Raw genomic sequence first — 26,496 nt, 5'->3', positions numbered from 1 at the left:
GGAACAGCTCCCACAACTCATCCGGCACCAGCCGCTCAACAATTCCCGCCACGATCGACAGCCTACACAGCACGCCAAATGAGATGACGTCTTAGTGGCTGTTGTCTTTCCGGGCTTGAGGGCTGCGTTTTCGCTGGTCAGGAATAGGGTTGGAGGTCTCGGGGAGTGGTGACGTGTCGTGTCGTCGCTCTGGTGGAGGTTGGGGATGCCGTCGGTCGTGGGGCTGCTGGAACAGCGTGAGCTCACCGCTCGCCGTCGTGTGGACGAGTTGCGGGAGGAGGCTGGCCGTATCCAGGCCGAGCTGGCCGTGGCCGAGCGGGAGTGGAACGAGAGGGTCATCGCCCGCTCACGCGTCGGCCAGGTGCTGGCCCCAGGTGACGGCGACGCCGCCGGTCCCGATGCGGCCGAGGACTTGCCGGATCACAGTGAACCACCGGCGTCGCCCGGGCCCTCGGAGGCGGCGAAGCCGAAATCGGTGGTGCCGATGTGGCACGCGGGGCTGGCCTGGTCGGCACTGTCGGTGGACTACCAGCGCATCCTGCAGGCTCTCGCGGACCGGAACCGACTCGGTCAAGGTCCGCTGACGTGCCAGGAGATGGCCGCCTGCTTCGGCCTGGACCCGGTGCCCGGGAAGGTGGAGGCGCTGCGGTCGAAGGCGAAGCGCCTGGTGGCCCGAGGCTGGCTCGCCGAGCCGGCAGCGGGGCGGTTCACGCTCGCGAAGGCCGTGCCCGGACAAGGCGGCGCGTCATGAGCTGCGTCATCGACCAGTAGACCATCGCCTCGGCGCTGCTGGTGGATCGCTCGAAGTCGCGCACGAGGCGGCGGCTTCGCATCAGGTCGGCGAAGAACCGCTCCACGATCCATCGCTTGGGGAGCACGACGAAGCCGCGCATGTCGTCGGAGCGCTTGACGATCGCGAGGACCAGGGCGAGGGCGGCCAGGCTGTAGTCGACGAGGCTGCCGGTGTAGCCGCCGTCGGCCCAGACCAGGGCCAGCAGGTGGTGCGCGGCCGCGACCTGGGTGAGCAAGACCTGAGCGGCAGCGCGGTCGCCGACATCCGCCGCGGTAACCCTCACCGCGAGCAGCAGGCCGAGCGTGTCGACCACGACGTGCCGCTTGCGGCCGTTGACACGCTTGCCGCCGTCGAAGCCGCGGCTGTCGGCGCCGACGACGGCGTCGGCCTTGACCGACTGGGAGTCGATCACGCTCGCGCTCGGCTCCGGATCCCGCCCGGCCTGCTCGCGGACCCGGTGGCGGAGCCGGTCGTGGAACTCCCGAACCAAACCGTGGTCGCGCCAGCGGCGGAAGAAGGCGTAGACGCGGTCCCACGGCGGGAAGTCGGCCGGCACGGCCCGCCACTTCGTGCCGTTGTCGACCAGGTAGCGGATCGTATCGAGCATCGCGCGGTGGCAGTACGCCTCCGGCTGCCCGCCGCGGCCCCGCAGCCAGCCTGGCACCGGCAGCAGCGGCCTCACCACTGCCCACTCCGTGTCCGACATGTCCGTCGGGTAGCGGCGCTCACGCACCCCGTGGTCGCCGGCGTTCCCGAACCGGTGAGCCAGACAGTCACATGCGAGAGTGGCCGAGCTGGGCCCTGCCTCGCCGACGGCGTACAAACGCGACAACAGGGCCTCCTGGACCGCTCGTTGGCTTCAACACCCTTCGAGCTACCAAGAGGCCCTGCTTTCATGCGCGGCACCCCGCCACAGTCACCCGATCGAGGCTCCCGCTCGACCGACAGCCCTCAAGACCCTCGCCGGGTTCGCTGGCGCGTTGACCCAAGGTGATCGCTGCCCAGAGTCTTCGCGGGTTGTTGTTGTCCACCTTCGGACAGTTGTGGTGGTGGTCGAGTTCCTGACGGATGAGCAGGCGGCCAGGCCGGGGCGTTCAACGGAGCGCCGTCGCGGGCGAAGCCGGAGTGGTCTACCTGCCCGACGTTGATCTGGAGCTGGTGCCCGGGGAAGCGGCGGGCGCACAGACGGCTGGGCTTCGCCGTCGAGCGGGCGGCGGTGGGGGCGCCCGCTCGTCTGTCAGATGGAGGTAGAGAGTGCTACGTGGCGCCATTGGTCGAGTTCACGCCGTACCAGATCCAGTTTCGCCTCGACGCGCTCGACCGCGTCTGCGCCCAGCTGGAGGCGCAGCGGAGGCTCGGCAGTCTCGGTGACGTCGACGATGGCTTTGGCAGCCTTCACCGGGTCGCCCGGCTGGCGGCCGTCATAGTAAGCCAGCGCTTCGCGCACCGGTCCCGCGCCCTCGGTGTAGTCGGCGATGGTGGCCGGCTCGACTTGAAAGCTGGAGCTGCTCAGGAAGTCCGTGCGGAAGCCGCCCGGCTCGATGACCGTGACGCGGACTCCGAGGGGGGCCAGTTCGCCGTGCAGTGCTTCGGAGATGCCCTCGAGGGCGAATTTGGATGCGCCGTACAGGCCCGTCGCTGGTGCGGTGGCGAAACCGCCCACGGAGCCGATGTTCAGGACATGCCCGGATCGCTGGGCCCGCAGGGTCGGCAGGGTCGCCCGCAACGTGTTGAGCACGCCGAACACGTTGACGTCGAACAGTGCCCGAGCAGCCTTGTCGGAGGTCTCCTCGATTGCACCGACGAGGCCGTAACCGGCGTTGTTGGCCACGATGTCGATCCGGCCGAACCGGGCCAGCCCGGCCTCCACAGCGGCCGTCAGCTGCTCCGGTTCGGTCACGTCCGCGTTCACCGCCAACAGTTCAACCGGCTTATGCGGGTACGCCTTGAGCACTGCCGATACGTCCCTCGCCGCAGCGATCACGCTGTGCCCTCGGTCCAGCGCCTCCCGGGTGATCGCCGCGCCGAGCCCCCGCGATGCCCCGGTAATAAACCAGATACTCATGTTCTCCCCTGTTCTGATGGCCCGATCGGCCGACGGCTCGACGCTAGAACCTAGAGTCGGGTCTAGATCAACAGCTGTGTGAGGGAGAGCACTCATGGACCTGAGCATCGGTGAGGTGGCGCAGCGCAGTGGACTGAGCGTGCACGCGTTGCGGTTTTACGAGCGGGAGGGCCTGTTCGCCAACCCGGTACGCCGCCTGTCCAACGGCCGCCGCATCTATCACGAGGAAGATCTGGAGTGGCTGGCGATCTGCACAAAGCTGCGTTCCTCCGGCATGTCCCTGGCGGCGATCCGGCAGTACATCGAGCTGGTCCGCCAGGGCCCGGGCAACGAACACGAGCGGCTTGAGCTGCTGCGCCGACACCAAAACCACGTGGAGGCGCAGATCCGGGAGCTGCAGGGGACCCTGGACGTGATGCGGCACAAGGTGCGGATCTACGAGGACCATGTCGCCCGCGGCGAAGCCGACCGACTTTGGAACCCATCCCACCCGGATACCGAGCAATGCTCAGAACCCCCCTGCTCAGCTAGCCAGGAGATCACCCGACCGATTCGGCGGCCTCGAACTCACGCCCATCAAGATCGGTAGAGCAACAGCCACTTAGCTTGTTCTTTATGGTCTGGCCTGGTCACGTTCGATGATGCTCTCGGGGCGTCGGACGGTTTTGCCCACGTCGTAGCGGGTGGCGGGCCGCTGGTTCTTCGAGCCGAGCGGCCTGCCGGGGCCGGGCCGGGTGGGTTTGGGCGCACGGGTCGGGCAGGGCAAGTGGGGGCGGATGTTCCTGAACCCCCGGCGGACCCTGGCCGGGGTGAGTCTGTTCGGTTCCACCGGCCGCTCCCAGGGCCGGCGGATGTCCTCGGCGAGTGGCCTGGCGAGCCGCAGCTGGGTGTGCGCAACGACGACCAGCCATGTCCACCGGTCCGCCGCTGCCGGGGTGCGGAGCTTCGGCCGGGTCCAGCCGAGCGTCTGCTTGATCATCCGGAACGTGCGCTCCAGGTCGAAGCGACGCAGGAACGCCTGCCAGCGCAGATCGACGTCGTCGCCGTTCATCCCCGTGGCGGAGGACCACAGCCACAGCGGCAACGGATCTCCGCCGGCGGGCAGGTGATCGACCTCCAGACGGATCAGCGTCCCTTCGATGATCGGGAGTTCGCCGTCATGGTCGATCCAGGCGGAGCGGGTGGTGAGCCTGGGGTGGAGACGGTCCCAGGCCATCGCCCGCGCTGTGCCGTAGCGGCCGGTGACCTCAACGGTCGCCGCGTCTGGCTCGCCCCAGGTCTCGGGCTTGGCAAAGCGGAACTCCTTGCCGTGCTTCGGATACCGCCCGCCGCGGGGATAGGCCTCGGCGTACTCCTTGAGCGAGGGAGTCGGCCGGCGCATGACGCGGTCCGAGCGCATACGCCCCAGGACCTCGACGGGCAGCCCGTCGAGCAGGTAGGCCATGCGCGGGGCGTCATAGCCAGCGTCGAAGACGACCAGGATGTCCGGATCGCCCTCGCGCCACCGTCCGCCGGCGATCAGGTCCTCGACGACACGGCGGACCTGGACGGCGGTGACCTCGGCGGCGTCGTCCTCTGGGCCGAGTCGCACGGCGTCCAGCAGCTGGCACCAGGAGGTGCGGCCTGATTCAAGGGCAGCGACGAAAGAGTACGGCCAGCCGGGGATCATCAGGTGCTGGTCCCGGCCGCGGCCGAAGGTGTGGCAGAACAGCCGCTCCGGGCTGCACTCGGCGTCGGGTCGGAGCCAGTTGCTCACGTCCACTGCCAGGACGAGCCGGCCGTCAGCGGCCTGCGGCTGTGACAGCGCGGCAAGCGTTCTCCGCAGCCGTCTGGCGTCGATCCGGCCGTCATTCAAGGATGCGTACAAGGCGCCATGCCCGCGGCGGTGCTCAGCCAGCAGACTCAGATCCACCGGTGTCCTCACCGGCCCGTCCGCACACAGCAGGGCGTCCGTCAGCTCGAACAGTTCGTCACGGTGTCCGTGCAGGCACGAGTAGAAGTCGACCCTGAAGCGTGACGCTTCCGCGAACGCTTCTCACCGGGCATCAAGTTGCGGCCCGGCCGCGGCCTCGGCATCATCGCTGCCCTGAGCCTGGCCCGGGGCTTCAGCACCGACTGCTTCGGCGAGTGGCTGTGGTTCTGCCTGGGCACGGTCGCCTGAGCCCGGCGCGGGCAAGCGTCGCCGATCGACCGGAACCGGTCGGGTACCACCGGCGTTTCGGTCAACTACCTTAAGGACTCGCTCGGTTGAGGTGACCTACGGCACAATGACCGTCCGGTGACGACGCATGGGGGCTGCGTGACGTCTGCGAGGGGGAAACGCGGCAGTGACCGCAGGGTCGTCGCCGCCGTGCTCGTGTTCTGTGCGCTCGCCGCCGTGGCCCTGACCTCTCTGGGGCCGCCCCGCGACACCACGCTGCTGCGGTTGGACGCGAGCACCGCCTGGCTGGTCACCGACGAGCAGGGCCTGCTCACCGCCGTGGACGGGGTCACCGCCCGGCCCGTCGCCCAGATCCGCGTCCCGGACGCGGCCGGCAGCCGGATGGAGGTCGTACGCGGCGGCACGGTCACCGTACTCGTGACACGCCGGCTCGAGGAACTCAGCGCGACCGCAACCGTGGTGGACGAGCCGCACCTCACCCTCACGTCGACACAGCGGCTGTACGCCACGACCTCCACCGTCCTCGTCTCCGGCACGGCCGCCTACACCGTCGACCACGCCAGGGGCGCGATGACCCCCTTGAAGGACACCGAACCCGAACCGGCGCGCGAGGGCGCCCTGAACCCCGGGGGCCCGATCGGGCAGGTGGCGCCGGACGGACAGGGCGGGGCCTGGCTCCACCTGCCCGACGGGCACGAGGTGCTGCACGTCGACCGGGCCGGGCGCACCGTGCGGCGCATCGGCGTGCCGGGCACCGCCGAGGACGTCACGATGGTGGCGCGCGAGGGGCGGGCCGTCGCCGTCAACCGCTCCGCGCCGTCCTTCGTCGTCCTGTCCGACACGGGCGGGGCACGGGAGGTGCCCGTCCCCGTCGAGGCCGGAGAGGCCGTCGCGGAGGCGGGTCTCGGTGCGGACGGCCGGCTGCACCTGGTGCTCTCACCGACGAACACCCTGCTGACCCTGGACCTCCAGACCGGGCGGTCCCTGCAGCGGGTCCGGCTCCTCGACGGCGCGGCCCGCCGCTGGGGTCCCCCGGTCGAGCAGGGCGGAACCGTCTGGGTTCCCGACCGGGACGGCGCACAGGTGCTGGCCCACGATCCCGCGTCGGGGCGCACCTCGGTCGAGGCCCGCCTCTCCCGCTCCCCCGCCCCGGACCTGACGGTCTTCGTCCAGGGCGACCGGGTGTGGGCCGACGATCCGGGCGGGCCGCAGGCCGTGGTGTCGTACGCGGGCACCACCCGCGTCTTCCGCAAGTTCCCGGAACCGGAGCCGGAGCGGACCACGCCGGAGCCGTCGCCCACACCCAGCCCCAGCCCCACGCCCAGCCCCACGCCGAAGCCCACCCCCAGCACCCCGCCGAGCCCGAGCCCGAGTGCGACTCCCGAGGGCGACGTCCTGCGGCCGAGTCTGCTCACCACCCTGAAGACCCAAGCCCGGATGGTCCGGTTCGCATCCGACGGCAACACGCTCGCCGTCTCCGACGGAACCCAGATCGGCCTGTGGCGCAGGCAGGGCGACACGTACCGCCTGCTGAGCAGCTTCCGGCCTTCGTCACCGGACGGGACGGCGGACGAGACCTACGGCATGGACTTCTCCCGGGACTTCCGCTCCGTGCACGTCCTGAGCTCGATCGGCATGTCCCGCTACGACCTCACGGACCCCACGAAGCCCCGGCGCGCCTGGCACTCGTACCTCAACGGCGCGGCCGACCTGCCGTCCTCCAGCAATCTGGACTCCACCGGGACCCTGTGGGCGGTCGCCACCTGGAACTCCTTCACCCGCGAGGGCAGCGATCTGAGGCTGTACGACGTGAGCGATCCCGGGACCGCGCGCTACATCGAACACGGCCAGGATCTCGGCGGCAAGGACATCGCCCTGAGCTCGGTGGTCTTCAGCCCGACGGCGCCCCTGCTCCTCGTACCCACCTGGCAGTTGGCGTCCGAGACCTGGTCGCTGCGGTTCGTGGACCTCACCGATCACCGCAACGCGCGCGTGGTCAGCATTCCCGTCACGAGGGCCCCGTCCCCGCAGTTCACCGCCGACGGGACGCGCGTCCTGGCGGCGGGCACGCGTACGCCCCTGTCCCTGTGGGACGTGCGCGACCCGGCCCGTCCGAAGGAACGGGCACTGCCCGAGATCGCGCCCGTCTCGGCCGCCGCCCTGTCCCCCGACGGGCGCACGGTGGCCGTGTCGTCGAACGGTTCCGTCACCCTGTGGCGGCTCGACGAAACCACCGGCACGCGCAAGGTCGGCTCCCTGCCGGGCGACGACGTCACACTGCTCGGATTCGGCCCTGACGGGCGGACCCTGGCCGTACGCGAAGAGGGGAACGTGCAACTGTGGAAGATCGGTTGACCGGGTCGGTGCCGGGTGGCGACGCCGAGGACTTCCGGGGGTTCCGGGGCCGCTTCGAGCTCGTCGCGCAGGCCGTGGACCAGACGCTGAGCGGGAAGCGCGAGGTCGTCCGGCTGGCGCTGGCCTGCCTGCTGGCCGAGGGCCACCTGCTGATCGAGGACGTGCCCGGCGTGGGCAAGACCTCGCTCGCGCGAGCCCTCGCGACGGCGTTCGGCGTGTCCAGCAGCAGGATCCAGTTCACACCGGACCTGATGCCGTCCGACGTCACGGGCGTCGAGGTCCACCAGGGCGGCGGCAGCTTCGTGTTCCGTCCCGGCCCGGTCTTCGCCCACGTCGTGGTCTGCGACGAGATCAACCGGGCCTCGCCCAAGGCACAGGCGGCGCTGCTGGAGGTGATGCAGGAACAGCAGGTCTCGGTGGCCGGGCAGGCCCGCCCCGTGCCGCGTCCCTTCATGGTGGTGGCGACGCAGAACCCGATCGACTTCGAGGGCACCTACCCGCTGCCCGAGGCCCAGCTGGACCGCTTCATGATGCGGCTGCGCATCGGCCGACCCGATCTGGACGCGGAGAGCTCGATCCTCGCCCGCGACGACCGGACGACGCGCACGACGGGGGGTCCGGAGCCCGTCTTCGACGACCGCGTGTTGACCTCCATGGTGGAGACCGCGCGCCGGGTGCGGGTGGACCCCGCCGTGCACCGCTACGTGGCCCTCCTGCTGCGCGAGACCCGCTCGGACGCCCACGCCGCGGACGTGCGGCTCGGTGCCAGCACCCGGGGCGGGCTCGCCCTGCTGCGGGCCGCGCGGGTCCACGCCCTCGCCCAGGGCCGGCAGGGGGTGACACCGGACGACGTGAAGGCGCTCGCCGGGCCCGTACTGGCCCACCGGCTGGTGCTGACCGACCGGGCCCTCCTCGACGGCCTCACCGGCGAGGACGTCCTGCGCCGCGCCCTGGCCACCGTGGCGGTACCCCGGTGATCACCGCCCGTGGCGCGGGGGTACTCGGCGTCTGCCTCCTCCTGCCGGCCTGCGCGTGGCTGCTGGACACGCCCGCACTGGCGGCCCCGGCGATCGGCGGGCTGCTCACCCTCGGCGCCGCCGCCCTCCTGGTGCGCGCCGCCGCCGCGAACGGCGGCCCGGCCCGACTGGACAGGGCGACCGTGACACGCGGGGAGCAGGCCACCCTGACGGTGGACCGGCCGACGGTCCCCCGCTGGATCCCGCTGACCTGCGAACTCCTGGCCGGGCCGGGTACGTCGGCGGAGTCCGGTCCGGGGCCGACGACCGGCGACGACGGGGCGCTCGCAGTCCGGTTGGCCACGGAAAACCACGGCGTCATCGTGCTCGGGCCTTCGGTGCTGCGCGTCCGCGACCCGCTGGCCCTGTTCGGCCGCGACAGTCGGGCCGGCGGCACCCGGACCCTGCGGGTGCTGCCCCGGATCCTGCCCGTGCCCGGTCCGGGGGCGGGGCGCACCCGCAGCGCCCAGGTCACGGGCCGAGCGCTCGCGCCGCGCGAGGGCTCGGAGTTCCACGCGCTGCGCGAGTACCGCCCCGGGGACGACGTACGGCGCGTGCACTGGGCGAGCAGCGCGCGCACCGCGACGCTGCTGGTGCGCCAGGACACCTCCGTCGAGGAACCCACCCGCTACCTGTGGCTCGACACCCGGGCGGGCTGCTATCCGGACCGGGCGGCGTTCGAGGAGGCCGTGGACACGGCGGCCTCGCTCGCCGTGGACGCCGGCCGCCGGGGGCACGCCCTGCGGCTGTGGACGAGTGACGGGGCGGTGCTGGACGCCGCCCCCGGCCCCGCCGGCCCGGCCCGTCCGCTGGAGTTCCTGACCGAGGTGACCCCGACCGGGGCCTTCCCCGGGCCGGACGGCCCCGAGCCCGGCGCCGGCGCGGCCCTGCCGGCCGGCCTGTCCCGCGGCCCCTACCGGGTCCCCGCCCAGGGCCTGTTGACGGTGGTGACGGGCGAGTCCGCGTCCGGTCATCCGCTGCCCACACCGACGCGACGCGGCTGCGCGGTCCTCGCGCTGCACCTGGGCGCCGCCGCTCCGGGCTCCGACCCGTCCGGCGCCGGACCGGTGCCGGGGGCCGCGCCGGTGCGTCACCGGCACGCGCGGGACGCGGAGCAGGCCCTGCTGCTGTGGGCCGCTGCGGCGCGCACGTCCCGGAGTCGTGTGTGACCGGGACGTTCGCGCGCGCTGCGGGCCGGGGGCTGCCCGCCTGTGCTGCGGCGGTCGTCGCCGGTTCCGCCTTCCACCGGGCGTTCGGGTACGAGGCCCTCGCGCTGCCGTTGGCGGTGGCGGCCGTGCTGCCCGTCGCGCTGGTGGTGCTGGCCGCCGGGGGTCGCGGGCGACTGCCGGTGGAGGTCTCGCTGCCGCTGTCGGCGGGCCTGTGCCTGGTGGCGGGCTCCGTGGCGCTGCACGGCTTCGCTCTGCCGGACGGGGTGTGGTCCTCACTCGGCGCGATGCCGCGTACGGCCGTCGAGGGGTGGGCCGTCTTCCTCGACGTACCGCTGCCGGCCCCGGCCGACCCGGTGCTGCTGACCGTGCCGTTCACCGCGACGTGGACGGCCGCGGCCTCGGGGGCGGAGCTGGCCGTCCGCGCCCGACGGGTCCCCGCCTCGACGGTGCCGGGGCTCGCGCTGCTCGTCGTGGCGGTCGCGATGTGCCTGCCCGGACGCGGATCGGTGTTCGGGCAGGTCGTCGCGATCGGCGCGGTGGTCGCCGGCACGCTGCCCCGCCGGCTCGTGACGCCCCGTACGGCGTGGATCGTCCTGGGGCCGGTGGCCGTCACCGCCGCTGCCGCCGTCGCCCTGTCGGCGCTGTGGCCGGGCGGCCGGCCCCCGTACGATCCGCGCGAGCACCGGCCGACCGTCGAGGAGTCGGAGGCCGTCAGCAGTCCGTTGGCGCAGTACACGCAGTGGGAACAGCAGCCGGACGAAGCGCTGTTCACCGTGGAACGCGACCCCGCAGGCCCCTCGTCCGCCGGCCCGGCCGACGGGATGGAGCGTTGGCGGCTGGCCTCGCTCACCGACTACGACGGCCGCCGGTGGAGCCTGCACGACGTCTTCACCCCCGTCTTCGGCCCCCTGCCCGCCGATCCGGCCCTCGCGGAGGGCGCCTCCGGGCGGGGCGAGGGCGGCCGGCACGCCTCGACCGTGATCCGGAACCTGACGGGTCGACTGCTGCCCGTGCCCGACGCCGCGCTGACCGTACGCCCGGACGGCGACCGCCTGCTGTTCAACCGGTTCGAGCGCACGGCGCTCGCCGCCTCGGCCCTCGCACCCGACGTCCGCTACCGCACCACCGGGGGCGCGGCCCCCGCCGTCACCCCCGCCGACGCGGCCGGGCTGGCCCCCGTGTCCGGCCCGCCGCAGGCCCTCGACGTACCGGGATCCGTCCCCCCGGAGCTGCGCGAGCTGGCCGATCGGGCCCGAGGCGCGGCAAGCACCCCGTACGGCCGGGCCCAGGCCCTCGCCTCCGAACTGTCGCGCGAGTACCGGCGGGTGGCGAAGGCCCCGTTGAACCAGCCGATCGCCTCCCTCACCCGGTTCCTGACCGACCGTCGGGGGTCGGCCGTGGACTTCGCGGCCACCTACGCCCTCGCCGCCCGCCTCGAAGGCCTGCCCTGCCGGATCGTCGTCGGGTTCCGCGTCCAGGCCGGAGCGGGCCCGCACACCGTGCACGGTCGGGACGCGGTCTTGTGGACCGAGGTCGCCTTCGAGGGCGTCGGCTGGCTGCCGTTCGAGCCCGTGCCCGCGACGACCCCGCTCGCCGAGGAGGACGTACGCCCCGAACCGAGTCCGGTCGCGCCCCGACCGGTGCCCTCGCCGTCGCCCTCGCCCGCGCCCGGCCCGTCGGGCACGGCCCCTTCCCCCGCGGTGACACCGCCCGGGGCGGCTCGGGGGCTCGGCCCGGCGTCCGACGCCACCTGGGGCACGTGGGTGATGGTGGCCGCGGCGGCACTCGTCGCGGGTGGGGTGGCGGGCCGGATCTGGTGGGTCCTGGTAGGGCCGGTGCTGCGCCGTCGCGCCGGACGCCGTAAGGGCACGCCCGCGCAGCGGGTGCTCGCCGCCTGGCAGGACGCCCTGCACGCCTTCGACACAGCGGGCGCCGCACCACCCGACCCCTCCCACACCCTGGTGGAATCCGCCCGGCTGCTGTCGAGCGCCGAGCCGGTGGCCGCCGTCCGCACCTCCGCCGACTCCCTGGCCCGGCTCGCCACCCGCGCCCGGTTCTGCGAACCGACCGCCGCCGAGACGACGGCCGGGTCCCCGTTCGAGGCGATGGGGCCGCAGGACGCCGAACTGGCCTGGCTGTCGGCCGAGTCGATACGCGACGCGCTGCGCCCCGGACGCCTGCTGTGGCTGCTGGTCTCGGCCACCCGCGTCCTGCTGCCGAGGACCCTGTCGGCCCGGGCCCTGCCCGCACGGGCGCTGCCCGCACGTGCCCCGGCCGCACGGGCGCGGGCCGTCCGTCCCCGAACCGAGGAGGAACGCGTTGAGCACCGTTGACCTCGGGCTGGCCGCCGAGGGCTGCCACGTCCTGCTGATCGGCAGCGGGTTCAGCCCCGCCCCGGACGCCCTGCCGCCCGTCCCCGCCGTGCACCGGACCCTGACCGACCTGGCCGCCGCCCTGCGCGAACACTGCGGGGTCACGCCCGAGCGGATGACGGTGCTGGAGGACCCGCCGGACACGGAGACCTTCGCCCGCGCGGTGCTGGAGGCCGCCCGCGCCGCCCACGACACCCTGCTGCTGTACTACGTGGGCCACGGCCTGGTCGACCGTCGCAACGAGCTGCGCCTGTGCACCCGCGCCACCACGGGGGACCACGACACCCTCCCTTACAACACGCTCTCCTTCGGCCAGGTCCTGGACCTGGTCCGCAGGCACAAGCCGGGGCGACTCATCACCGTCCTGGACTGCTGCCACGGCGGTCGCGCCGCAGACGTCCCCTTCACCGGGCTGAACCGCCACTACCTGCTACCCGCCGCCGCCCGCGACGAGGTGGCCCTCGCACCGCCGCACGCCGCGCACACCACGTTCACCGGTGAACTGCTCGCCCTGCTCGACGACGGCGATCCGATGGCCTCGGCCCATCTCACCCTGGAGGACGTACGGCGCCGGCTGGCCGGGCGCGGGCTGGAGCCCCGAGTCCAGCAGGACAGCACCACCGGCTGGTTCGCGCTGGCCCGCAACAGGGCCTTCGTGCCCGGACGCGAGAGCGCGCCCCGACCGCCGGACACGGGGATCTGCCCCTACCCCGGTCTCGCCGCGTTCCACGAGTCGAACCGGCGCTGGTTCCACGGCCGCGAACAGGTGAGCGCGGACCTCGTGACGGCCCTCACCGCCCCCGACCGGCCCGGCCTGCCGTTGATCCTGCTCGGCGTCTCCGGCGTCGGCAAGTCCTCGCTCCTGCGCGCCGGCCTCCTGCCCGCCCTGCGCCGCGACGCCCGCGACGCCGACACGCCCCTCGGCTGGGAGCCCGTACTCCTCGCCCCGACGGCCCACCCCCTCGACGCGCTGGCGCAGGCCCTGACCGGACCGACGCGGCTGCCCGCCGGGCCCCTCGGAAGGCTGCTCGTGGACGAACCCCACGCGGTGGCCGACCTGTCGAGCCGCCCGGGAGCCGGACTCGCCCTCATCGTGGACCAGTTCGAGGAGACGTTCAACCTCTGCGAGGACGAACAGGAGCGCACCGCGTTCATCCGCGCGCTCACCGCGCTCGCCGCCGTCGGCGGCTCACCGGGGACGCGGACCCCCCTGACCGTCCTGCTCTCCCTCACCGCACACTCCTTCGCCGCCTGCGCCGAACGCCCTGAACTCGTGCGGGCGGTGACGGAGCGCCAGTTCGTCGTGCCGCCCCTGTCACCCCGCGAGATCCGGGCCGCCGTCACCGAACCCGCCCGGCAGGAGAACCTGCGCATCGAACCGGGCCTGGTCGACCTCATCCTCACCGACCTCGGCCACGGCCTCGACCCCGCGGGCCCGGAGCGCACCGCCACCGTCGGCACCGGCCTCGTCCACCTCGCCCAGGCCCTCACGGCGACCTGGGAGCGACGCGTCGACGGCGTGCTGACCGTCGGGGGCTACCGGGCCTCGGGCGGCATCGCCGGCGCCGTCACCCAATCCGCCGACGCGGTCCTGCGCGGCCTCGATCCGAACCAACGGCTCGTCGCCCAGCAACTGCTGCTGCGCACGATCCGTCCGGGCCGCCCCCTGGAGGGCGTGCCGCCCTTCCGCCAGGCCGTGGACCGCGACACGCTCGTACGGGAACTGGGCGAGCGCCACACACCGCCCCTCTTGGACCTGCTGCTGCGCGCCGGCCTGCTCACCCAGAACGGGCAAGCCGTGCAACCCGCCCACGAGGCCCTGCTCCAGAGCTGGCCCCTCATGCGCAGGTGGCTGGCCGACGACCCCGAATGGCGTTCGCGGCACGCCCAGTTGACGGACGCGGCGGCGGCCTGGCGGGCCGCCGGCGAGCACGAGGCAGACCTCTACCGGGGCCACACACTCGCCCGGGCCCTGGAGCTGACCGCGGACCGGACACGGCTGGAGGTCGGTGCGGAGGCCCTGCGGTTCCTCGACGCCTCGGTGCGCAGCCAACGCTCGGCCACCCGCCGTGCCCGCACCGGACGCCGTCTGCTGCTGCTCGGCGCGACGACGTCCGCCGTCGTGCTCGCGGCGGCGTCCGTGCTGGGCTGGGTGGCCCACCGGGCACAGGAGCGGGCCACGGCCGACGCGGGGGCCGGACGGTCCAGGCAGTTGGCCGCGTCGGCGCTGGCGCTGCGCCATGTCGATCCGCTGCTTGCGGGACGACTGGCCGTGGAGTCGGAGGGCAGCGCCCACACCGACGAGTCGTGGGCGGCGCTGATCGCGAACTCCGGCCTGCGGCCGACGCGTTCCGCCGGCGACGGGCCGGACCTGCCGGCCGCGACCTCGCTCGCCGTGGCGCCCGACCGCCCCTTGGTGGCCCTGGCCTCGGATGACCGAGCCCAGGTGTGGGACGTCGACGCCGGCAGGTCCGTCGCCGCGCTGAGTCCCCGGAGTCCCATCGCGGACGTGGCCTTCTCCCCCGACGGGCGTTGGATCGTGGTGGCCTCTGGCGGCGCCCTGTTGTTCTGGGACGCCGCACGGCCCGGTCCGGAACCCGTCCGTCGGCTGGAGGTGCCCGGCGGGGTCGGGGGCGGCATCAGCTTCTCCCACGATTCCGCCACCGTCGCCCTCACCGGCGAGGGCTCCACCCGTCTGGTGTCCGTCGACCCGGCGCGGCCGGACCGGGTACGGACGCTCGCCGGCGAGAGGGTCGGCTACGGCGCCGGCGGCAGGGTGCTCGCCGGTCAGGACGCGCAGGGGCGGTTGGTGGTGCGTCGGGTGGCCCAGGACGGCACGGAGGGCGCCGCCCAGGTGCTGCCGGGCTCGTCGGGCCCGTACGTGGGCCTGCCCGGCGTCACGCCCGACGGGAACAACCTGGCCGCGGCACGGAAGGACGGCACGACCGAGGTGTGGTCGTTGTCGGGGGAACCGCGCCGCACGCGGACCGTCTCCGCGGGACCCGGACCCGCCTCGCCCGCGCTGTCGCCCGACGGCCGGCTGCTGGCCGTGGCCCGTACCGAGGGCGTCCAGGTCTGGGACGTCCACGAGCCCGCCCCGACGCTGCTGGGTCAGACCGCCGGGCAGGGCGCGGCGCGGCTGATCACCTTCCTGCGGGACGGGGACCGGCTCCTGGTCTCGGACGCGGCCTCGGCGCGGCTGTGGGACACCCGGGCCCTGCGTCAGCCGGGCGCCGTCGGCGCGGCTCCGGTGGAATCCGCCGCCGCGGTGGCCTACCGGCCGGACGGGCAGGCCCTGGCCGTGGGCGGCGGGGACGGGGCGGTCTCGGTGCGGACGGTGACCGGCGAGGCCGTGCCGATTCCCGCCGGTCTCGCGGCGGCGAACGGACAGCGGGTGCGGGACCTGGCCTTCGCTGCGGACGGGCGCACCCTGATGGTGGTCCGGGGGCGGGGGGTCGAGTTGTGGAACTCCCTCGACGCGGGAGCCGCAGGACCGGTGGCCGTGGTGCCGGGTGCGCGCGCGGCCGTCGCCTTCGGCGCGGCGCGCCTGTCCGTACGGACCGGGAACGAGACCGTCGAGTGGTGGGACATCGGCGCGCCCGCCCGTCCGGTGCTGCTGTCGTCGGCTCCGGACAAGGGGGCGCGCGATGCTCCGGTGGCCGTCGTTCCCGACGGTCGTACGGGGTTCACCGGCACCTGGTGGGACCTCACCGACCCCACGTCACCCCGCGCCCCCGACGAGAACGGGTCGTCGCCACCGGCGGACTCCGTCCTGGTGGCCGGCCCCGACGGCGCGTTGGCCGTGGGCGGCGACCTCACGCGGGTCGCCGCGTTCCCCCGGGCGGGCAAGGACACCTGGACCGGTCCCGGGATCCCCGCCCTCGTCCCGACGGCGCTCGCCCTCTCCCCCGACGGCGCCCTCGCCGCGACCGGCGACGACCAGGGCACCGTCCGGCTGTGGCGACGCTCCGACGGCGGGCAGTGGCGGGCGCTGGCGGCACTGCCCCGGCGGACCGGCCGGGTGACGGCCCTCGCGCTGTCCGCGTCGGACGGGCTCGCGGTCGGCGTCGCGGACGGACCGGTGCTCGTCTCCGACCTGTCCCGCAGGGCCCTCGTCACGGCCCTGTGCGCCACGCCGGTCCCGACGGGGGACGAGGCCGAGGCCCGCTGGCTCGGCTACGGGGGCCGCGGCACCTTGGGCTCCGCCTGCGGCCCCACACGGTAGCCAGACCTCGCGAACGCACACGCACCACGACACACACACGACACCGGAGGATCGACATGAGGATCAGCTTCACCTCGGACGCGCCCGCCGACTCGGTGGAGGCCGACGACTGGCGCGATCTCGCGGCCATGCTCGACGCCGAGCCGACCCTGGGACGCGTTGAGGAACTGCACGTACCGATCCGGCCGGGCACCCTGGGCGGAGACCTGTACGGGCTGATCGCCGAGGTGGGCGCGGCTGGGCTGATCGCGCTCGGCGCCGTGGTGCAGTCCTGGATCCGGCTGCGGGCGGGGCGCTTCTCGGTGTCCTGGGAGAAGGACCGCCAGGGCGGGCGCACCGTGATCACGGTAGACGGTACGAACGCCTCCGGGGCCGAGTCGGCGCGGGCGCTGCTCGACGAGATCGCCCGCGCCGTCGAACAGGACGAGAACTCCCGCCGTCCGCTTCCGCCCGCCCCGGGTCCCGACGCAGCGACCGCCCCCCGGCCCCTCCCGGGGTCCGACGCCTGATCCGAGCACTACGGACGACGCCGTCACCACGACAGGGGCCCCGCCGGCGGCGGGGCCCCTGTCCGTGCCGGCAGGATGACCGCATGGAACGTGTGCTTCCAGGACGCGGATCTCGCCCGTGGCCCGATCGGCCACGCACCCGTCGCAGGCCGGCGCCTCCGGCCCGATGTGCTGCTCCGTCACTTCTCCCCGGATGCGGTGGGTGTGGTGCCCTGCGTGCTGACGGCGTCGAAGGCCGGCCACGGCCAGGGCTGCTCCTTGACGTGGTGGGCGTAGCGTTCGTGGGCGGACTGGCGGGAGCAGCCCAGGGCCCCTCCGATCGCCTCCCAGGTCACCCCAACCATGACGTCCGCACGGCAGTTCTCAATGTGCAGGCTGCCAGGCGGGACTGCCCCCAGAGCGTGGACGCCACGCCACCGAACCTAGGGTGAAAGTCAGTAGCGGGTCAGCCGCCGGGCGTGCTTGGCTCCGGGACATGATCGACCTGCACATACGGACCGCCACTGCGGCCGATGCCGAGACCGTGCTCAGCTTCTGGAAAGAAGCAGCGGAGGGCACGTCCATCACGGACGACGTGGACGGCGTTACCCGGCTCATCGGACGTGACCCTGACGCTCTGATCCTCGCGGAGTCTGACGGGCTCCTCGTAGGGTCCGTGATTGCCGGCTGGGATGGTTGGCGAGCCTCCCTGTATCGACTGGCCGTGCTTCCCTCCCGTCGTCGGCAGGGGATCGCCAAGGCGCTCCTCGACGCGGCTGAACGGAGGTTCCTCGCGGTCGGGGGCCGGCGGGGTGACGCGATGGTGCTGGAAGCGAACGAGAGGGCGCAGCAGGCATGGGCAGCGGCTGGCTACCACCGTGAGGACCACTGGCGACGCTGGGTGAAGCCGTTCGTGTAGGCAAGGGCCACCTTCGAGCGCAGCTCCTTGATTTCTATGGGGTCGGCATCATCCCGGGGGATCTCAGCCGGTGCCAGGCCACGGGCGAAGTGGAGGTTGGTCACGTGGAGGGAGAGAAACTCCTCCAACGCGCTCTTGAAGCCAGCAACCGCTCGCGCGGTCGTCTTCAGGTACTCAGGGTCACGAGCTACGTCCATGTCCTGTGCCATCGATTCCTAATGCTGTCTGTCAACCCGCTGAGTGCTTCGCGGGCGGTCAGGCGGGCGACGGAACGAGGGTCGTGGAGACGGACCGCTTGCGAAGCCCTTCTGCCAGATGCGCGGAGTCCGCCTGCGCCGCCGGCATCGCACCACCGTCCCCGACCCGGCCGCAGCCAAGGCACCGGACCTGATCGGCCGCGACTTCACCGCCGAAAGCCCTAACACGAAGTACGTCGGCGACATCACCTACCTGCCCATCGACGGCGGGAAGTTCTGCTATCTCGCGACCGTCATCGACCTTGCCTCACGCCGTCTGGCCGGGTGGGCGATCGCCGACCACATGCGCGCGGACCTCGTCACCGACGCCCTGGCGGCAGCGGTCCGAACCCGCGGCAGCCTTGCCGGATCGATCATGCACACCGACCACGGAGCCCAGTACACGAGCAGGGTATTCGCCGAAGCCTGCAGGTCACCCGCCCCGGCGGACACGTCGTGGTCGTCACCCGCTCCCCCGGGGAGATCACGAAGGCCACCGCCGGCAGCTGGACGGCCCACCACGACGGCTACTGGTCGAGCGAGGGGAAGCGGACCTTCCAGCGCGGCATCAGCGCGGCGGAGACCACCGCGCTCGCCCGCCACGCCGGCCTCGCCCCCGCGGTGGGGGCGGCCAGGCCGCCCCTGCCCGAGGTGAGCCACATCGTGCTGGCCAAGCCCGAGCTGTAGGGATGCTGTGGGACCGGCACCGCAGGTCAGCGGTTGCCGGTCCAGACGATGCGCTCCGCGAACCCGCCGCGCTCCGCGGCCTTGCTGGCGCGGAGCTTCTCCAGCTGTGCGGGATCGACGCCGAGGTCGGCCGCGAGCGCGAAGGCGACTTCGAGGACATCCGCGAGCTCCTCGGGGGCGTGGGTCTCGTCCGCCTCCAGGTACTCCGCGACTTCCTCGGCGAGCTTTGCGCGGAGCCGCTGCCGGTACTCGGCCGGGCCGGCCACATAGGTCTCCGGCTCGGCGCCGTCCGCGCGGATGATCTGAGGAATCCGGTCCCGTACCAGCTTGCCTTCGGTGAGCACGTACTCTCCTGCACCAGTTCGTCCGTGGCCGGCCGCAGCCGGTCCCGTGTTGTTCGAGCGTAGAGATGGCGCCTCGTCTGCCGCCATCGGAACCAGGAATCCCACCCGAAGCGGTCAGTCCTTCGTGCGGAGCGCCCTGCTCAGGACGGAGTCGATCACGAGGTCGGCTCCGGTCGTGACGAGCAGGTCGACTCCCGCCGACGCTGCGATCGCGACCCCGCCGGCCACACCCAGCCCGGCCAGCCGGTCAGCCGATAGCCCGCTCCGACAGGGCGTTCCCGGGCCAGGTCCGGTACCCAGCACGTAAGGGGGCAGTACCACCGGGGGCTCCTCCGCCCCGAGCACCCGGTGGAGGGCGGCGCGCGGACGGGTGGTCGGGGGGCGGGTCAGGGGATTGTGGCACGGCCGACCGAAGGGCCTCGCGGCGACCTCCCTGAACCCCCGCTATCGGGAGGCGCCTGACCAGGGCGTTCCCAGATATGGGACACGTGTAGCACCAGGGCGGCACCATTCCCAGATCTGGGAATCTGCCGCGCCTCGCATGGGGCCGGCCCGGCCGTGTCTGGCTCTGGCCTGTGGCGGGCGTGGAACGGGTACGGGAAGCGGCAGGTCAGGCCTCGGAAGCCGGTCGGCGATCCGTTGCAGGCCCTACGGGGCCGCTTCCATACGCCCGGACACTGCCGTCACCGTAGGGGTGGGCCAGGGTCGTGAAGCCCTGCCCGTCGGGGAACACGCCGTGCTCGCCGACAACCTCCCCCAGGCGGTCGGGGAAGGGCCCCATCAGGTCGGGGGCCCAGCCCATCGGCGGTAGGTCCGTGCTCAGCGCGAGGGCGACGGTCACGGTGGACTTCACCGAGTCCGTGTGCAGGCCCTGGAAGTCGCCTTCCTTGTAGAGGACGACGGCACCACTGCGCGGGATCCGCCGGGGGATGCCGGTGGCCTCGCGCAGGGCCATCAGCAGCGTCTTGTCGTAGGCCAGGGTCTCCAGCACCGGGCCGGGCGGGATGAAGCCGCAGTGGACCGGGGAAGCGAAGCTGCACGCGCGGCGTCTACCCGCCGAAGACCGCGTTATATGCCTGCTGGCCTCTGCTCGCACCCGGCGACAGCAGACGCTGAAGGACACGTGATTCTTCGCTAGGGGATACCCGCTGTCAGTTCGCCTCCGGCCCGAACCGGCGCTTGTACGCCGACGGTGTGATGCCGGTCGCGCGGCGCATCAGTGTGCGCAGATTGGCAGCGGTGCCAAGCCCGCTGCGTCGCGCGACCACCTCGAAGCGGGACTCACCTCGCTCGATCAACCGGCACGCCAGGGCAAGCCGTTCCCCCGTCAGCCACGCCAGCGGCGTCGTGCCCAGTTGCGCCTGGAAGCGGCGATGCAGAGTCGCCGGACTGACCGCCGCACGCGCCGCAAGGCCAGACACAGTGAGCGGTGAGTCCAACCGTTCCTGAGCCCAGACCAGGACAGGCGCCAAGGACTCGTCCGGCAGGTCGGGCATGGGACGTTCCACGAACTGCCGCTGCCCACCGTCCCGGTGCGCCGCGAAGACCAGCCGCCGGCTCACAGAGTTGGCGACCTCCGCGCCGTAGTCGCGTCGGACCACATGCAGCCCAAGATCGAGCGCAGCTGCACTTCCTGCCGCGGTGAGGATGTCACCGTCATCCACGAACAGCACGTCTGTTTCGAGCTGGACAGCGGGGAAGCGGGCCTGGAAGGAATCCGCCCACTGCCAGTGGGCGGTGGCTCGGCGCCCGTCGAGGACTCCGGCCTCGGCCAGTGTGAAGGCGCCGCTGCAGAAGCCGACCAGGCGCGCACCGCGGGAGTGTGCCCGGCGGACGGCATCGAGTACGGCGGGACGGCGGGGGACTTCGGTGTCCGGACGGTTGGGGACGATCAAGGTGTCCGCCGCGTCGGCCGCTTCCAGGTCGGCGACTCCCGTGAGCGTGAAGAATCCGTCTCGCATTAGGGTGCGGGGCTCGGGGGAACAGAGCCTGAAGTCGTAGAGATCACGGCCGATCTCCGGTCTGCGCAGGCCGAAGACTTCGGTCGCGCACCCGAGCTCGAAGGGGTTCGAGTTCTCGTCCACGATCACGACGACCCGGTGTACGCCCGCCGCGTTAGCTGCGTGCGAGGATTCTTTCGCCATGTGCAATTCCTAGCACTCACGGCGGCCATGCGAAACGGCTCAGGATGAACCCATGAGTAGCGAACCCATCCCCCTCAGCAAGGCTCTGGCCTCCTTCGATGCCCTGTGGAGCCCCCGCATCGTCACGCGCGTCAATAACTATGACGTCCGCATCGCCAAGGTCGAGGGCGAACACATCTGGCACGTCCACGACGACACCGATGAGTTCTTCCTGGTACTCGACGGCGAACTGCACATCTCCCTGCGCGAGCCCGACGGGGAGCGCACTGTCCTACTCCCGCAGGGGGCGGTCTTCACCGTTCCCCGAGGCACAGAGCACAAGCCGTACGCTCCGTCTGGCGCCGCAATCCTCATGTTCGAGCCCACCGGGACACCCACTGTGGGTGATCGCCACGACGAGATCCCTGAGCATGTCGACTCAACGACCGGGCACGCTCTCACCACCTGACCCGACAGGCTGCTCAGGGCTCTGGCCGCAGTTCCGTGAAGGATCTCGTTCCGGGCTTGAGCTGCCGTGCGCCGGCCGCCGCCGGAAACCGGGTGCGGCCGGCGCGGTGACCGGGCCACCATGCCCGGATGACCGAGGAACTCGCAGCGGAATCCGACCCGGCGCTTCTGGGCATCGGCATTGTGGCCAATATTGTTCAGGTGACCGTGCAGGGCTACGGCGGGCTGGAGGTCCGCCGTGGGACGAAACACTTCGCTCCCGGCGCCAAGGTCTGGGTGGTGCCCCCGCACTGGGATTGGAGTGACCGGCTGTACGTGGTGGGGCGTCACCGCGGCCGCTTCAACCGGTACATCGCGGTCGTGATGCGTAGGGACTTCCTGGAGAACCTCCGGGTCCGAGGCGTCTACAGTCCTGCGCTGGCGCGGGCGCTCGCTGATGTCGTGGGTCGCCCGTTCTGGAACAGCGTCGAGGACGCCCAGATGATGCTGGATCAGTGGTGATGCCAGGTCGGGATTCCGACCGAGAGCCGCGCAGGACGAGCAGCTCTGCGCCCACGCTCTGACCTGGGGATTCACGGAACTGCGGCCAGATCCGGAGAACTGCCCATCGGTGAACAGCATCCCCAGGTCGTCCCGGAGCCGGATTGCCAGGCTGCCCTTCGGGAAGGCGGCCTGAGCCACCCGCGCCGTCTCAGCGGGGACCTCCCCGGCTCCGTCGGCTGCATCGATATCGACACCCTCCCCATACGACAACGTCGGCCTTCAAGACCACAACCAGGTCTTGAAGGCCGACGTCACGCAGGCCCCGGATTAACCAACGGCATCTCGGGGGCCGGGGGCCGCGCTCAGGGGATGTGTGGGATCACAGGCCGAGGGCCGAGCCGCGCCAGTTCTGGTACGGGCGGGCGTCCGAGCAGTCCCAGATGACGAGGCGGGTGGAGAACCAGGTGACGGCCACGTCCACGCACTTGCCGGAGTGGACGCTGCGCAGCTTGCCGCCGGGCAGCAGCTCGAACTGCTGGTTGGCGGCGCCGTGGCAGGAGTTCAGGCCCAGGCGCGAGCCGTTCTCGGTCTTGGCGTACTGGACGTCCAGGCAGTGCCCCATGGAGCGGATGGTCTTGTCGGGCTCCAGGACCCACATCTGGTTGTTGCCGCCGTGGCAGCCGTAGAGCTGGACGATGGCGCCGTCCTGGGTGCTGCCGTCCTTGACGTCCACGCACTTGCCGTTGGGCACGGCGATGATCGGGCCGGAGCCCTCCGGCGGCGGCGGGAAGCAGTGGATCTTCACGAAGGACTGGTAGGTCTCGCCCCAGATCAGGATGGGCGGCGTGGGCCCCTGGGTGATGTGGCAGAGAGCGGACGGGTACCCCTGCGCCGTGGCCTGCGCGTAGGCGTTGTCGGTGGCCATCTGCTGGACGAGGTTGTACGGGCCGTCACCCTCGCCGGTGAAGTACTTGTCCGTGGTGGGCAGCGTGGTGGCGCCGGCCACGGAGGGTGTCACGAACAAGGCCACGATCACGGCCATCAGGGCAGCCGCGAAGGTACGGGCCAACTTCATGGTCGGGTCCTTCCCATGGGTGTCGTGCGTGAGGTGCACCTGACAAAGGAGACCCGGAGGGGTCGGGCCCGTCCGGATTCCGGTGAGGACGACGCTACCGACCGGACGGGCCGCGGCAGTCTCACGGAAGTCTCAACACAGCTACCGCACAGGCAATCTGATGGATCGCCGGACGCCCGAGCGGCCCGCTGGGTATCGTCCTGACGCTGCCGGTGAAGATCATGAGGGGCTCTGGTGCGGGATGAGTGAAATCCACGGGTCGCGGCGGGCGGTCCTGGAGGAATTGCGGTCGGCCGTGGCCGCACACCCGCTGGTCAATCTGACCGGCCCCCTGGGGTCCGGGAAGTCGCGCCTCGCCTCGGCGCTGGACGCCGCCCGCACCGTGCACCTGGACCTGCCCCAGGCGGCCGCCGCCCTTGCGGGGGCACGGCTCGTCCCCCTCGACGGGCTGCTGGTCCTGGACGGCGCGGACGGTCCCCGCCGGCGGGAGGAGGTCCGCGGGGCGCTGGTCTCCGCGGCCCGGCTGCTGGTGGTCAGCCGTCGCCCGCTCGCCGACGACCTGGAGGACTGGCCCCCGAACGCCGTCACCGTGGCGGTCCCGCCGCTGCCGGACGAGGAGATCACGGCCGGCGTCGAGAGTGCCGAGGGCCGCGAGCTCACCGCACGCCTCGCGGGCGGCCTGCCGCTCCTCGCGCAGGCCGCACAGCGGGCGCTGCGCGCCGGGACCCTGCCGCACTCGCCCGGCGCGGTGGCGGACCTCCTCGCCACCGAGATCCTCGAACGGCTCGGGCGGGAACTGCCGGGCCGACGGCGACGACACATGCTCCGGCTGCTGGCCACCGTCGGGAGGGCCGACGAGAAGATGCTGGCCGGCGGGCCCGAACTCTTCACGGACCTCGCGGACCTGAGCATCGTCACCCGGGGGTGGCTCGGGCTGGGACTCGCCGAGCCGTACCGCCACGTCATCGAACTCGCCTACCGGTGGCGGCAGCCGGTGGCCCACGAGGCCGCCCGCACCCGCGCGGCCGGCTACCGGCTCACCCAGCTGGACCGCGCCCAGGATTCCGCCACCCGCCGTGAACTCGTCGAGCAGAGCCTCTTCCTGACGGGTGATCCGCTGCTGCGGCAGGAGCTCTTCCCCGCGGCGCACCGCGCCCCGTGCTTCCGCACCGCCACGGACGCCGATGCCGGCCACATCGGCCGGCTGATGCGCGAGTGGGCCCTGGCCGGCGGCCTGGACCCGGGCCGCACGGACCGGCTGGCCGAGCGCTGGGCCGCCGAGGAGATCTCGGCCTTCCACCTGGTCTGCGACGGCGGGGGCCAGCCGGTCGGCCTGACGAGCCTGCTCACCATCGGCGACCGCACCGCGGACTCCACCGAGCCGCTGCTCCAGCAGCACACCGGGGAACTCGCCGCCGGAGGGCTCTTCCTGGGCGCGGCGTACTGCTCGGACCGGGCCGTCCACGCCCACCTGCTACGGCACATCCTCCGCGAGGCCGTCGGCGCCGGACGGCTGGTCATCTCCACCGCCAGCCCCGACTATCGGACGCTGGTGCACGGCCTGGGCTTCCGTACGCACGGCATCGTCGGAGAGGACGTCTTCCGCTGCGGGCGGCCCCCTGAGGTCTTCAGCAGCGACCTCGCCCCTGCCCAACTACCGCGCTGGCTCGCCCGGCTCGGCGGGAGCCCGGTGCGGGACGTAGGCGAGCACATCGCCAAGGCGCTGGCCCGCATCCGGGACCCCCAGGCCCTGGCGGCCAGCCCCCTGCTCGCCCTGGCCCGGACCCCGACGCCGGCGGCCCTGCGCGGCTGGCTGTACGAGGCGGTACACGGACTCGCGCTGAGCGAGGACGAGGCGGAGGCGGAGGCCGGGCGGATCCTCCAGGCCTACTACTTCGGCCGGGCCCGCACCCACCACCAGGTGGCGCGCGGCCTCCACCTCAGCCGCGCCACCTACTTCCGCCGGCTGCGCCACGGCCTCGACACGCTGGGAGCGCGGCTCCAGGCTCCGGTCCGGTAGCGGTCGGCGCGGACCGTACTGGTGACCGTCGATCCCGCGACGAGGGGCTACCGGTGACCGTCACTCCGCGGCGGTGATCCCCGCGGTCAGCAGGTCGACCAGGTGGGTGAGTGCCTCGGCCGCTCCGGGACCCTCGACGGCGGTCTCCGGAGCGGCTTCCGGCGCGGCGCGGCGCAGCTCGATCCACCCCAGGTACGCGGAGTAGGCGGCCACCGCCCGGCGCCGGGCATCGGCGGGGGCGAGCCCCAGGTCGCCGAAGATCTCGGCGAGGAAGGCCAGTCGGGTGCGGGTGACCCGGTGGAGCACCTCGGCGACGGCGGGGTGGTCGACCTGCGCGACGATCGCCGGCTCCAGCCCGGCGACCTCCTCGGCGCCCAGGGCCTCGGCGAAGAGCGCCCGGGCCCGCTGCATCGGATCGGGCTCCGCGGCGATCGCGCGGATCACCTCCCCGGTGGCGAGCCGCTCCCACGTCTCCAGGGCGGCCACCAGCAGGGCCTCGCGGTTCTTGAAGTGCCAGTAGAAACTGCCGCGGGTCACGGCCAGTTCCTTGGCGAGCACGTCCACCGCCACGGCGCCGACCCCGCCCCGGGCCAGTGCCCTGAGCGCCGCCATCGTCCAGTCGTCCCTGGTCACTCTGCCCTTCGCCATGTCCGTACGCTACTGTACGGATTATCCATACAGCACTGTATGGAACTGCTGTGGGGAAGGGGACCACCCATGTCCGTCCTGACCACCGGGGGCACGACCGGAGCCGGCGAACCGGGCGCCGGCGCCACCGCGCCCGCCGGACCCGACACCGCCACCCGCGCCGCCGCGACCACCGCCGCCGGAGCGCTGATCGCCGCCGGCGCCCTGCACGCCGCCTGGGTCTTCACCCCCTGGCCGCTGGAGTCCCGGGCCCGGATGGCGGAGATCGTGGTCGGCGTCACGGAAGACCGACTCCCGTCCCCGGAGCTGACGTTCGGGGTCGCCGGACTGCTCGCCGCGGCGGGATACCTGGTGCTCGACGGGGCCCGGCTGGTGCCGGCCGTGGGGCCCGCGGCGCTGCGGCGGGCGGGGCTGTGGGCGGTCTCCGGCGTGCTGGGCGCGCGCGGCGTCGCCGGCCTGGCCGCCGACGTGCTCGCCCTGGGCGACGTCCCGCCCGCCCACCGCCACTGGGACCTGGTCCTGTACTCGCCCCTGTGCCTCGGCCTCGCCGCCCTGACCGGCTATGTGGCGGCCCGCACCCGACCGCCACTTCGGGAGGCACCTCAGCACACTGGGAATTCGAACACCGAGTGAGTCGCTTGCCGTGGTCCGAGGCGGCGGCTGACATCTGCTCGCGCTGCGTTGATACTCCGCGACGGTGGCAGGTGCCGTTCCCGCAGCAGATGAGAAAACATGTTGGCCGCCCGCCGGTGAGCTCGGCGCTCCGCGTCCGTCCTGAGCACCTGCTTCGCCGGCCATCGACGCTTCTGGACACGGGTGGACGGGTTCTGGACAGAGTGACGCACCGTC

Annotated in this window: 22 protein-coding genes and 2 pseudogenes; 15 read left to right on the top strand and 9 right to left on the bottom strand. The window is 72.7% G+C overall.

Annotation, left to right across the window (positions count from 1 at the left end; all coding sequences use genetic code 11):
- Positions 1–205 precede the first annotated feature (205 nt).
- Entirely contained in the window at positions 206–751 is a 546-nt protein-coding gene (locus AB0F18_RS28495; protein WP_362065749.1) for a hypothetical protein, read from the top strand.
- Here the strand turns inward: AB0F18_RS28495 and AB0F18_RS28490 are convergent.
- Both AB0F18_RS28490 and AB0F18_RS28485 read right to left on the bottom strand, forming a co-directional pair.
- Positions 708–1,499, bottom strand: coding sequence for an IS5 family transposase (locus AB0F18_RS28490; RefSeq protein ID WP_362065747.1), 792 nt, complete (start codon positions 1,497–1,499; stop codon positions 708–710). The two genes, AB0F18_RS28495 and AB0F18_RS28490, sit on opposite strands and share 44 nt — an antisense overlap.
- A gap of 531 nt (positions 1,500–2,030) precedes the next feature.
- Positions 2,031–2,858 (bottom strand): oxidoreductase, encoded by an 828-nt coding sequence (locus tag AB0F18_RS28485; protein WP_362065745.1) that lies wholly within the window; start codon positions 2,856–2,858, stop codon positions 2,031–2,033.
- A gap of 94 nt (positions 2,859–2,952) precedes the next feature.
- Here AB0F18_RS28485 and AB0F18_RS28480 point away from each other — a divergent pair, with 94 nt between their 5' ends.
- Positions 2,953–3,447 (top strand): MerR family transcriptional regulator, encoded by a 495-nt coding sequence (locus AB0F18_RS28480; protein WP_362065743.1) that lies wholly within the window; start codon positions 2,953–2,955, stop codon positions 3,445–3,447.
- 24 nt (positions 3,448–3,471) lie between these two features.
- Here the strand turns inward: AB0F18_RS28480 and AB0F18_RS28475 are convergent.
- A pseudogene (locus tag AB0F18_RS28475) lies at positions 3,472–4,899 on the bottom strand (NF041680 family putative transposase); the annotation flags it as partial.
- A 258-nt stretch (positions 4,900–5,157) separates the two neighbouring features.
- Between AB0F18_RS28475 and AB0F18_RS28470 the strand changes: the two are divergent.
- From AB0F18_RS28470 to AB0F18_RS28445, 6 genes are read left to right on the top strand one after another with little or no spacing between them, the layout of a single operon-like run.
- Entirely contained in the window at positions 5,158–7,374 is a 2,217-nt protein-coding gene (locus AB0F18_RS28470; RefSeq protein ID WP_362065741.1) for a WD40 repeat domain-containing protein, read from the top strand.
- The gene (locus AB0F18_RS28465) at positions 7,359–8,351 is read left to right on the top strand and encodes a MoxR family ATPase (protein ID WP_362065739.1); all 993 of its coding nucleotides are present in this window, start codon (positions 7,359–7,361) and stop codon (positions 8,349–8,351) included. The genes AB0F18_RS28470 and AB0F18_RS28465 overlap by 16 nt, the downstream gene beginning before the upstream one ends.
- Positions 8,348–9,559: a DUF58 domain-containing protein gene (locus AB0F18_RS28460; protein ID WP_362065737.1), complete on the top strand. Its 1,212-nt coding sequence runs from the start codon at positions 8,348–8,350 to the stop codon at positions 9,557–9,559. The genes AB0F18_RS28465 and AB0F18_RS28460 overlap by 4 nt, the downstream gene beginning before the upstream one ends.
- Positions 9,556–11,892: a transglutaminase-like domain-containing protein gene (locus AB0F18_RS28455; protein ID WP_362065735.1), complete on the top strand. Its 2,337-nt coding sequence runs from the start codon at positions 9,556–9,558 to the stop codon at positions 11,890–11,892. Before AB0F18_RS28460 ends, AB0F18_RS28455 begins: the two co-directional genes overlap by 4 nt.
- Entirely contained in the window at positions 11,879–16,156 is a 4,278-nt protein-coding gene (locus AB0F18_RS28450; protein ID WP_362065733.1) for a caspase family protein, read from the top strand. The genes AB0F18_RS28455 and AB0F18_RS28450 overlap by 14 nt, the downstream gene beginning before the upstream one ends.
- 56 nt (positions 16,157–16,212) lie before the next feature.
- Positions 16,213–16,665 (top strand): hypothetical protein, encoded by a 453-nt coding sequence (locus tag AB0F18_RS28445; protein WP_362065732.1) that lies wholly within the window; start codon positions 16,213–16,215, stop codon positions 16,663–16,665.
- Positions 16,666–16,844: 179 nt separating this feature from the next.
- Here AB0F18_RS28445 and AB0F18_RS28440 read toward each other — a convergent pair whose 3' ends face one another.
- Positions 16,845–17,000, bottom strand: coding sequence for a hypothetical protein (locus tag AB0F18_RS28440; RefSeq protein WP_362065730.1), 156 nt, complete (start codon positions 16,998–17,000; stop codon positions 16,845–16,847).
- Between the two features lie 140 nt (positions 17,001–17,140).
- Here AB0F18_RS28440 and AB0F18_RS28435 point away from each other — a divergent pair, with 140 nt between their 5' ends.
- From AB0F18_RS28435 to AB0F18_RS28425, 3 genes and pseudogenes are all read left to right on the top strand, one after another.
- Complete coding sequence (locus AB0F18_RS28435) at positions 17,141–17,563, top strand: GNAT family N-acetyltransferase (protein WP_362065728.1); 423 nt, start codon at positions 17,141–17,143, stop codon at positions 17,561–17,563.
- A gap of 315 nt (positions 17,564–17,878) precedes the next feature.
- Positions 17,879–18,232, top strand: a pseudogene (locus AB0F18_RS28430) (DDE-type integrase/transposase/recombinase); the annotation flags it as partial.
- A 23-nt stretch (positions 18,233–18,255) separates the two neighbouring features.
- Positions 18,256–18,486, top strand: a complete 231-nt coding sequence (locus AB0F18_RS28425; RefSeq protein WP_362065751.1) for a hypothetical protein — start codon at positions 18,256–18,258, stop codon at positions 18,484–18,486.
- A gap of 26 nt (positions 18,487–18,512) precedes the next feature.
- Here the strand turns inward: AB0F18_RS28425 and AB0F18_RS28420 are convergent, their stop codons facing one another.
- The 3 genes from AB0F18_RS28420 to AB0F18_RS28410 form a co-directional block, all read right to left on the bottom strand.
- A complete protein-coding gene (locus tag AB0F18_RS28420) occupies positions 18,513–18,830 on the bottom strand; it encodes a nucleoside triphosphate pyrophosphohydrolase (protein ID WP_362065726.1) in 318 nt (105 codons plus the stop codon).
- A 610-nt stretch (positions 18,831–19,440) separates the two neighbouring features.
- Positions 19,441–19,821, bottom strand: coding sequence for a hypothetical protein (locus AB0F18_RS28415; RefSeq protein WP_362065724.1), 381 nt, complete (start codon positions 19,819–19,821; stop codon positions 19,441–19,443).
- Positions 19,822–19,981: 160 nt separating this feature from the next.
- Positions 19,982–20,974, bottom strand: coding sequence for a helix-turn-helix domain-containing protein (locus AB0F18_RS28410; protein WP_362065722.1), 993 nt, complete (start codon positions 20,972–20,974; stop codon positions 19,982–19,984).
- A gap of 52 nt (positions 20,975–21,026) precedes the next feature.
- On the opposite strand from AB0F18_RS28410, the gene AB0F18_RS28405 reads away from it, so the two are divergent.
- Positions 21,027–21,422, top strand: a complete 396-nt coding sequence (locus AB0F18_RS28405; RefSeq protein ID WP_069169664.1) for a cupin domain-containing protein — start codon at positions 21,027–21,029, stop codon at positions 21,420–21,422.
- 128 nt (positions 21,423–21,550) lie between these two features.
- A complete protein-coding gene (locus tag AB0F18_RS28400) occupies positions 21,551–21,922 on the top strand; it encodes a hypothetical protein (RefSeq protein WP_362065720.1) in 372 nt (123 codons plus the stop codon).
- 361 nt (positions 21,923–22,283) lie between these two features.
- Here AB0F18_RS28400 and AB0F18_RS28395 read toward each other — a convergent pair whose 3' ends face one another.
- Positions 22,284–22,979 carry an RICIN domain-containing protein gene (locus tag AB0F18_RS28395; RefSeq protein ID WP_362065718.1) on the bottom strand — a complete coding sequence of 232 codons (696 nt, stop codon included), beginning with the start codon at positions 22,977–22,979 and terminating at the stop codon, positions 22,284–22,286.
- Positions 22,980–23,220: 241 nt separating this feature from the next.
- Here AB0F18_RS28395 and AB0F18_RS28390 point away from each other — a divergent pair, with 241 nt between their 5' ends.
- Positions 23,221–24,999, top strand: coding sequence for a hypothetical protein (locus AB0F18_RS28390; protein ID WP_362065716.1), 1,779 nt, complete (start codon positions 23,221–23,223; stop codon positions 24,997–24,999).
- A gap of 60 nt (positions 25,000–25,059) precedes the next feature.
- Here AB0F18_RS28390 and AB0F18_RS28385 read toward each other — a convergent pair whose 3' ends face one another.
- Positions 25,060–25,647 (bottom strand): helix-turn-helix domain-containing protein, encoded by a 588-nt coding sequence (locus AB0F18_RS28385; protein ID WP_362065714.1) that lies wholly within the window; start codon positions 25,645–25,647, stop codon positions 25,060–25,062.
- A gap of 69 nt (positions 25,648–25,716) precedes the next feature.
- On the opposite strand from AB0F18_RS28385, the gene AB0F18_RS28380 reads away from it, so the two are divergent.
- Positions 25,717–26,280: a DUF3995 domain-containing protein gene (locus tag AB0F18_RS28380; protein WP_362065712.1), complete on the top strand. Its 564-nt coding sequence runs from the start codon at positions 25,717–25,719 to the stop codon at positions 26,278–26,280.
- The last annotated feature ends 216 nt before the right edge of the window (positions 26,281–26,496 follow it).

Source organism: Streptomyces sp. NPDC029216 (assembly GCF_040648015.1).
Classification (GTDB): domain Bacteria; phylum Actinomycetota; class Actinomycetes; order Streptomycetales; family Streptomycetaceae; genus Streptomyces.
This window is presented reverse-complemented; position numbering and strand designations above follow the sequence as displayed.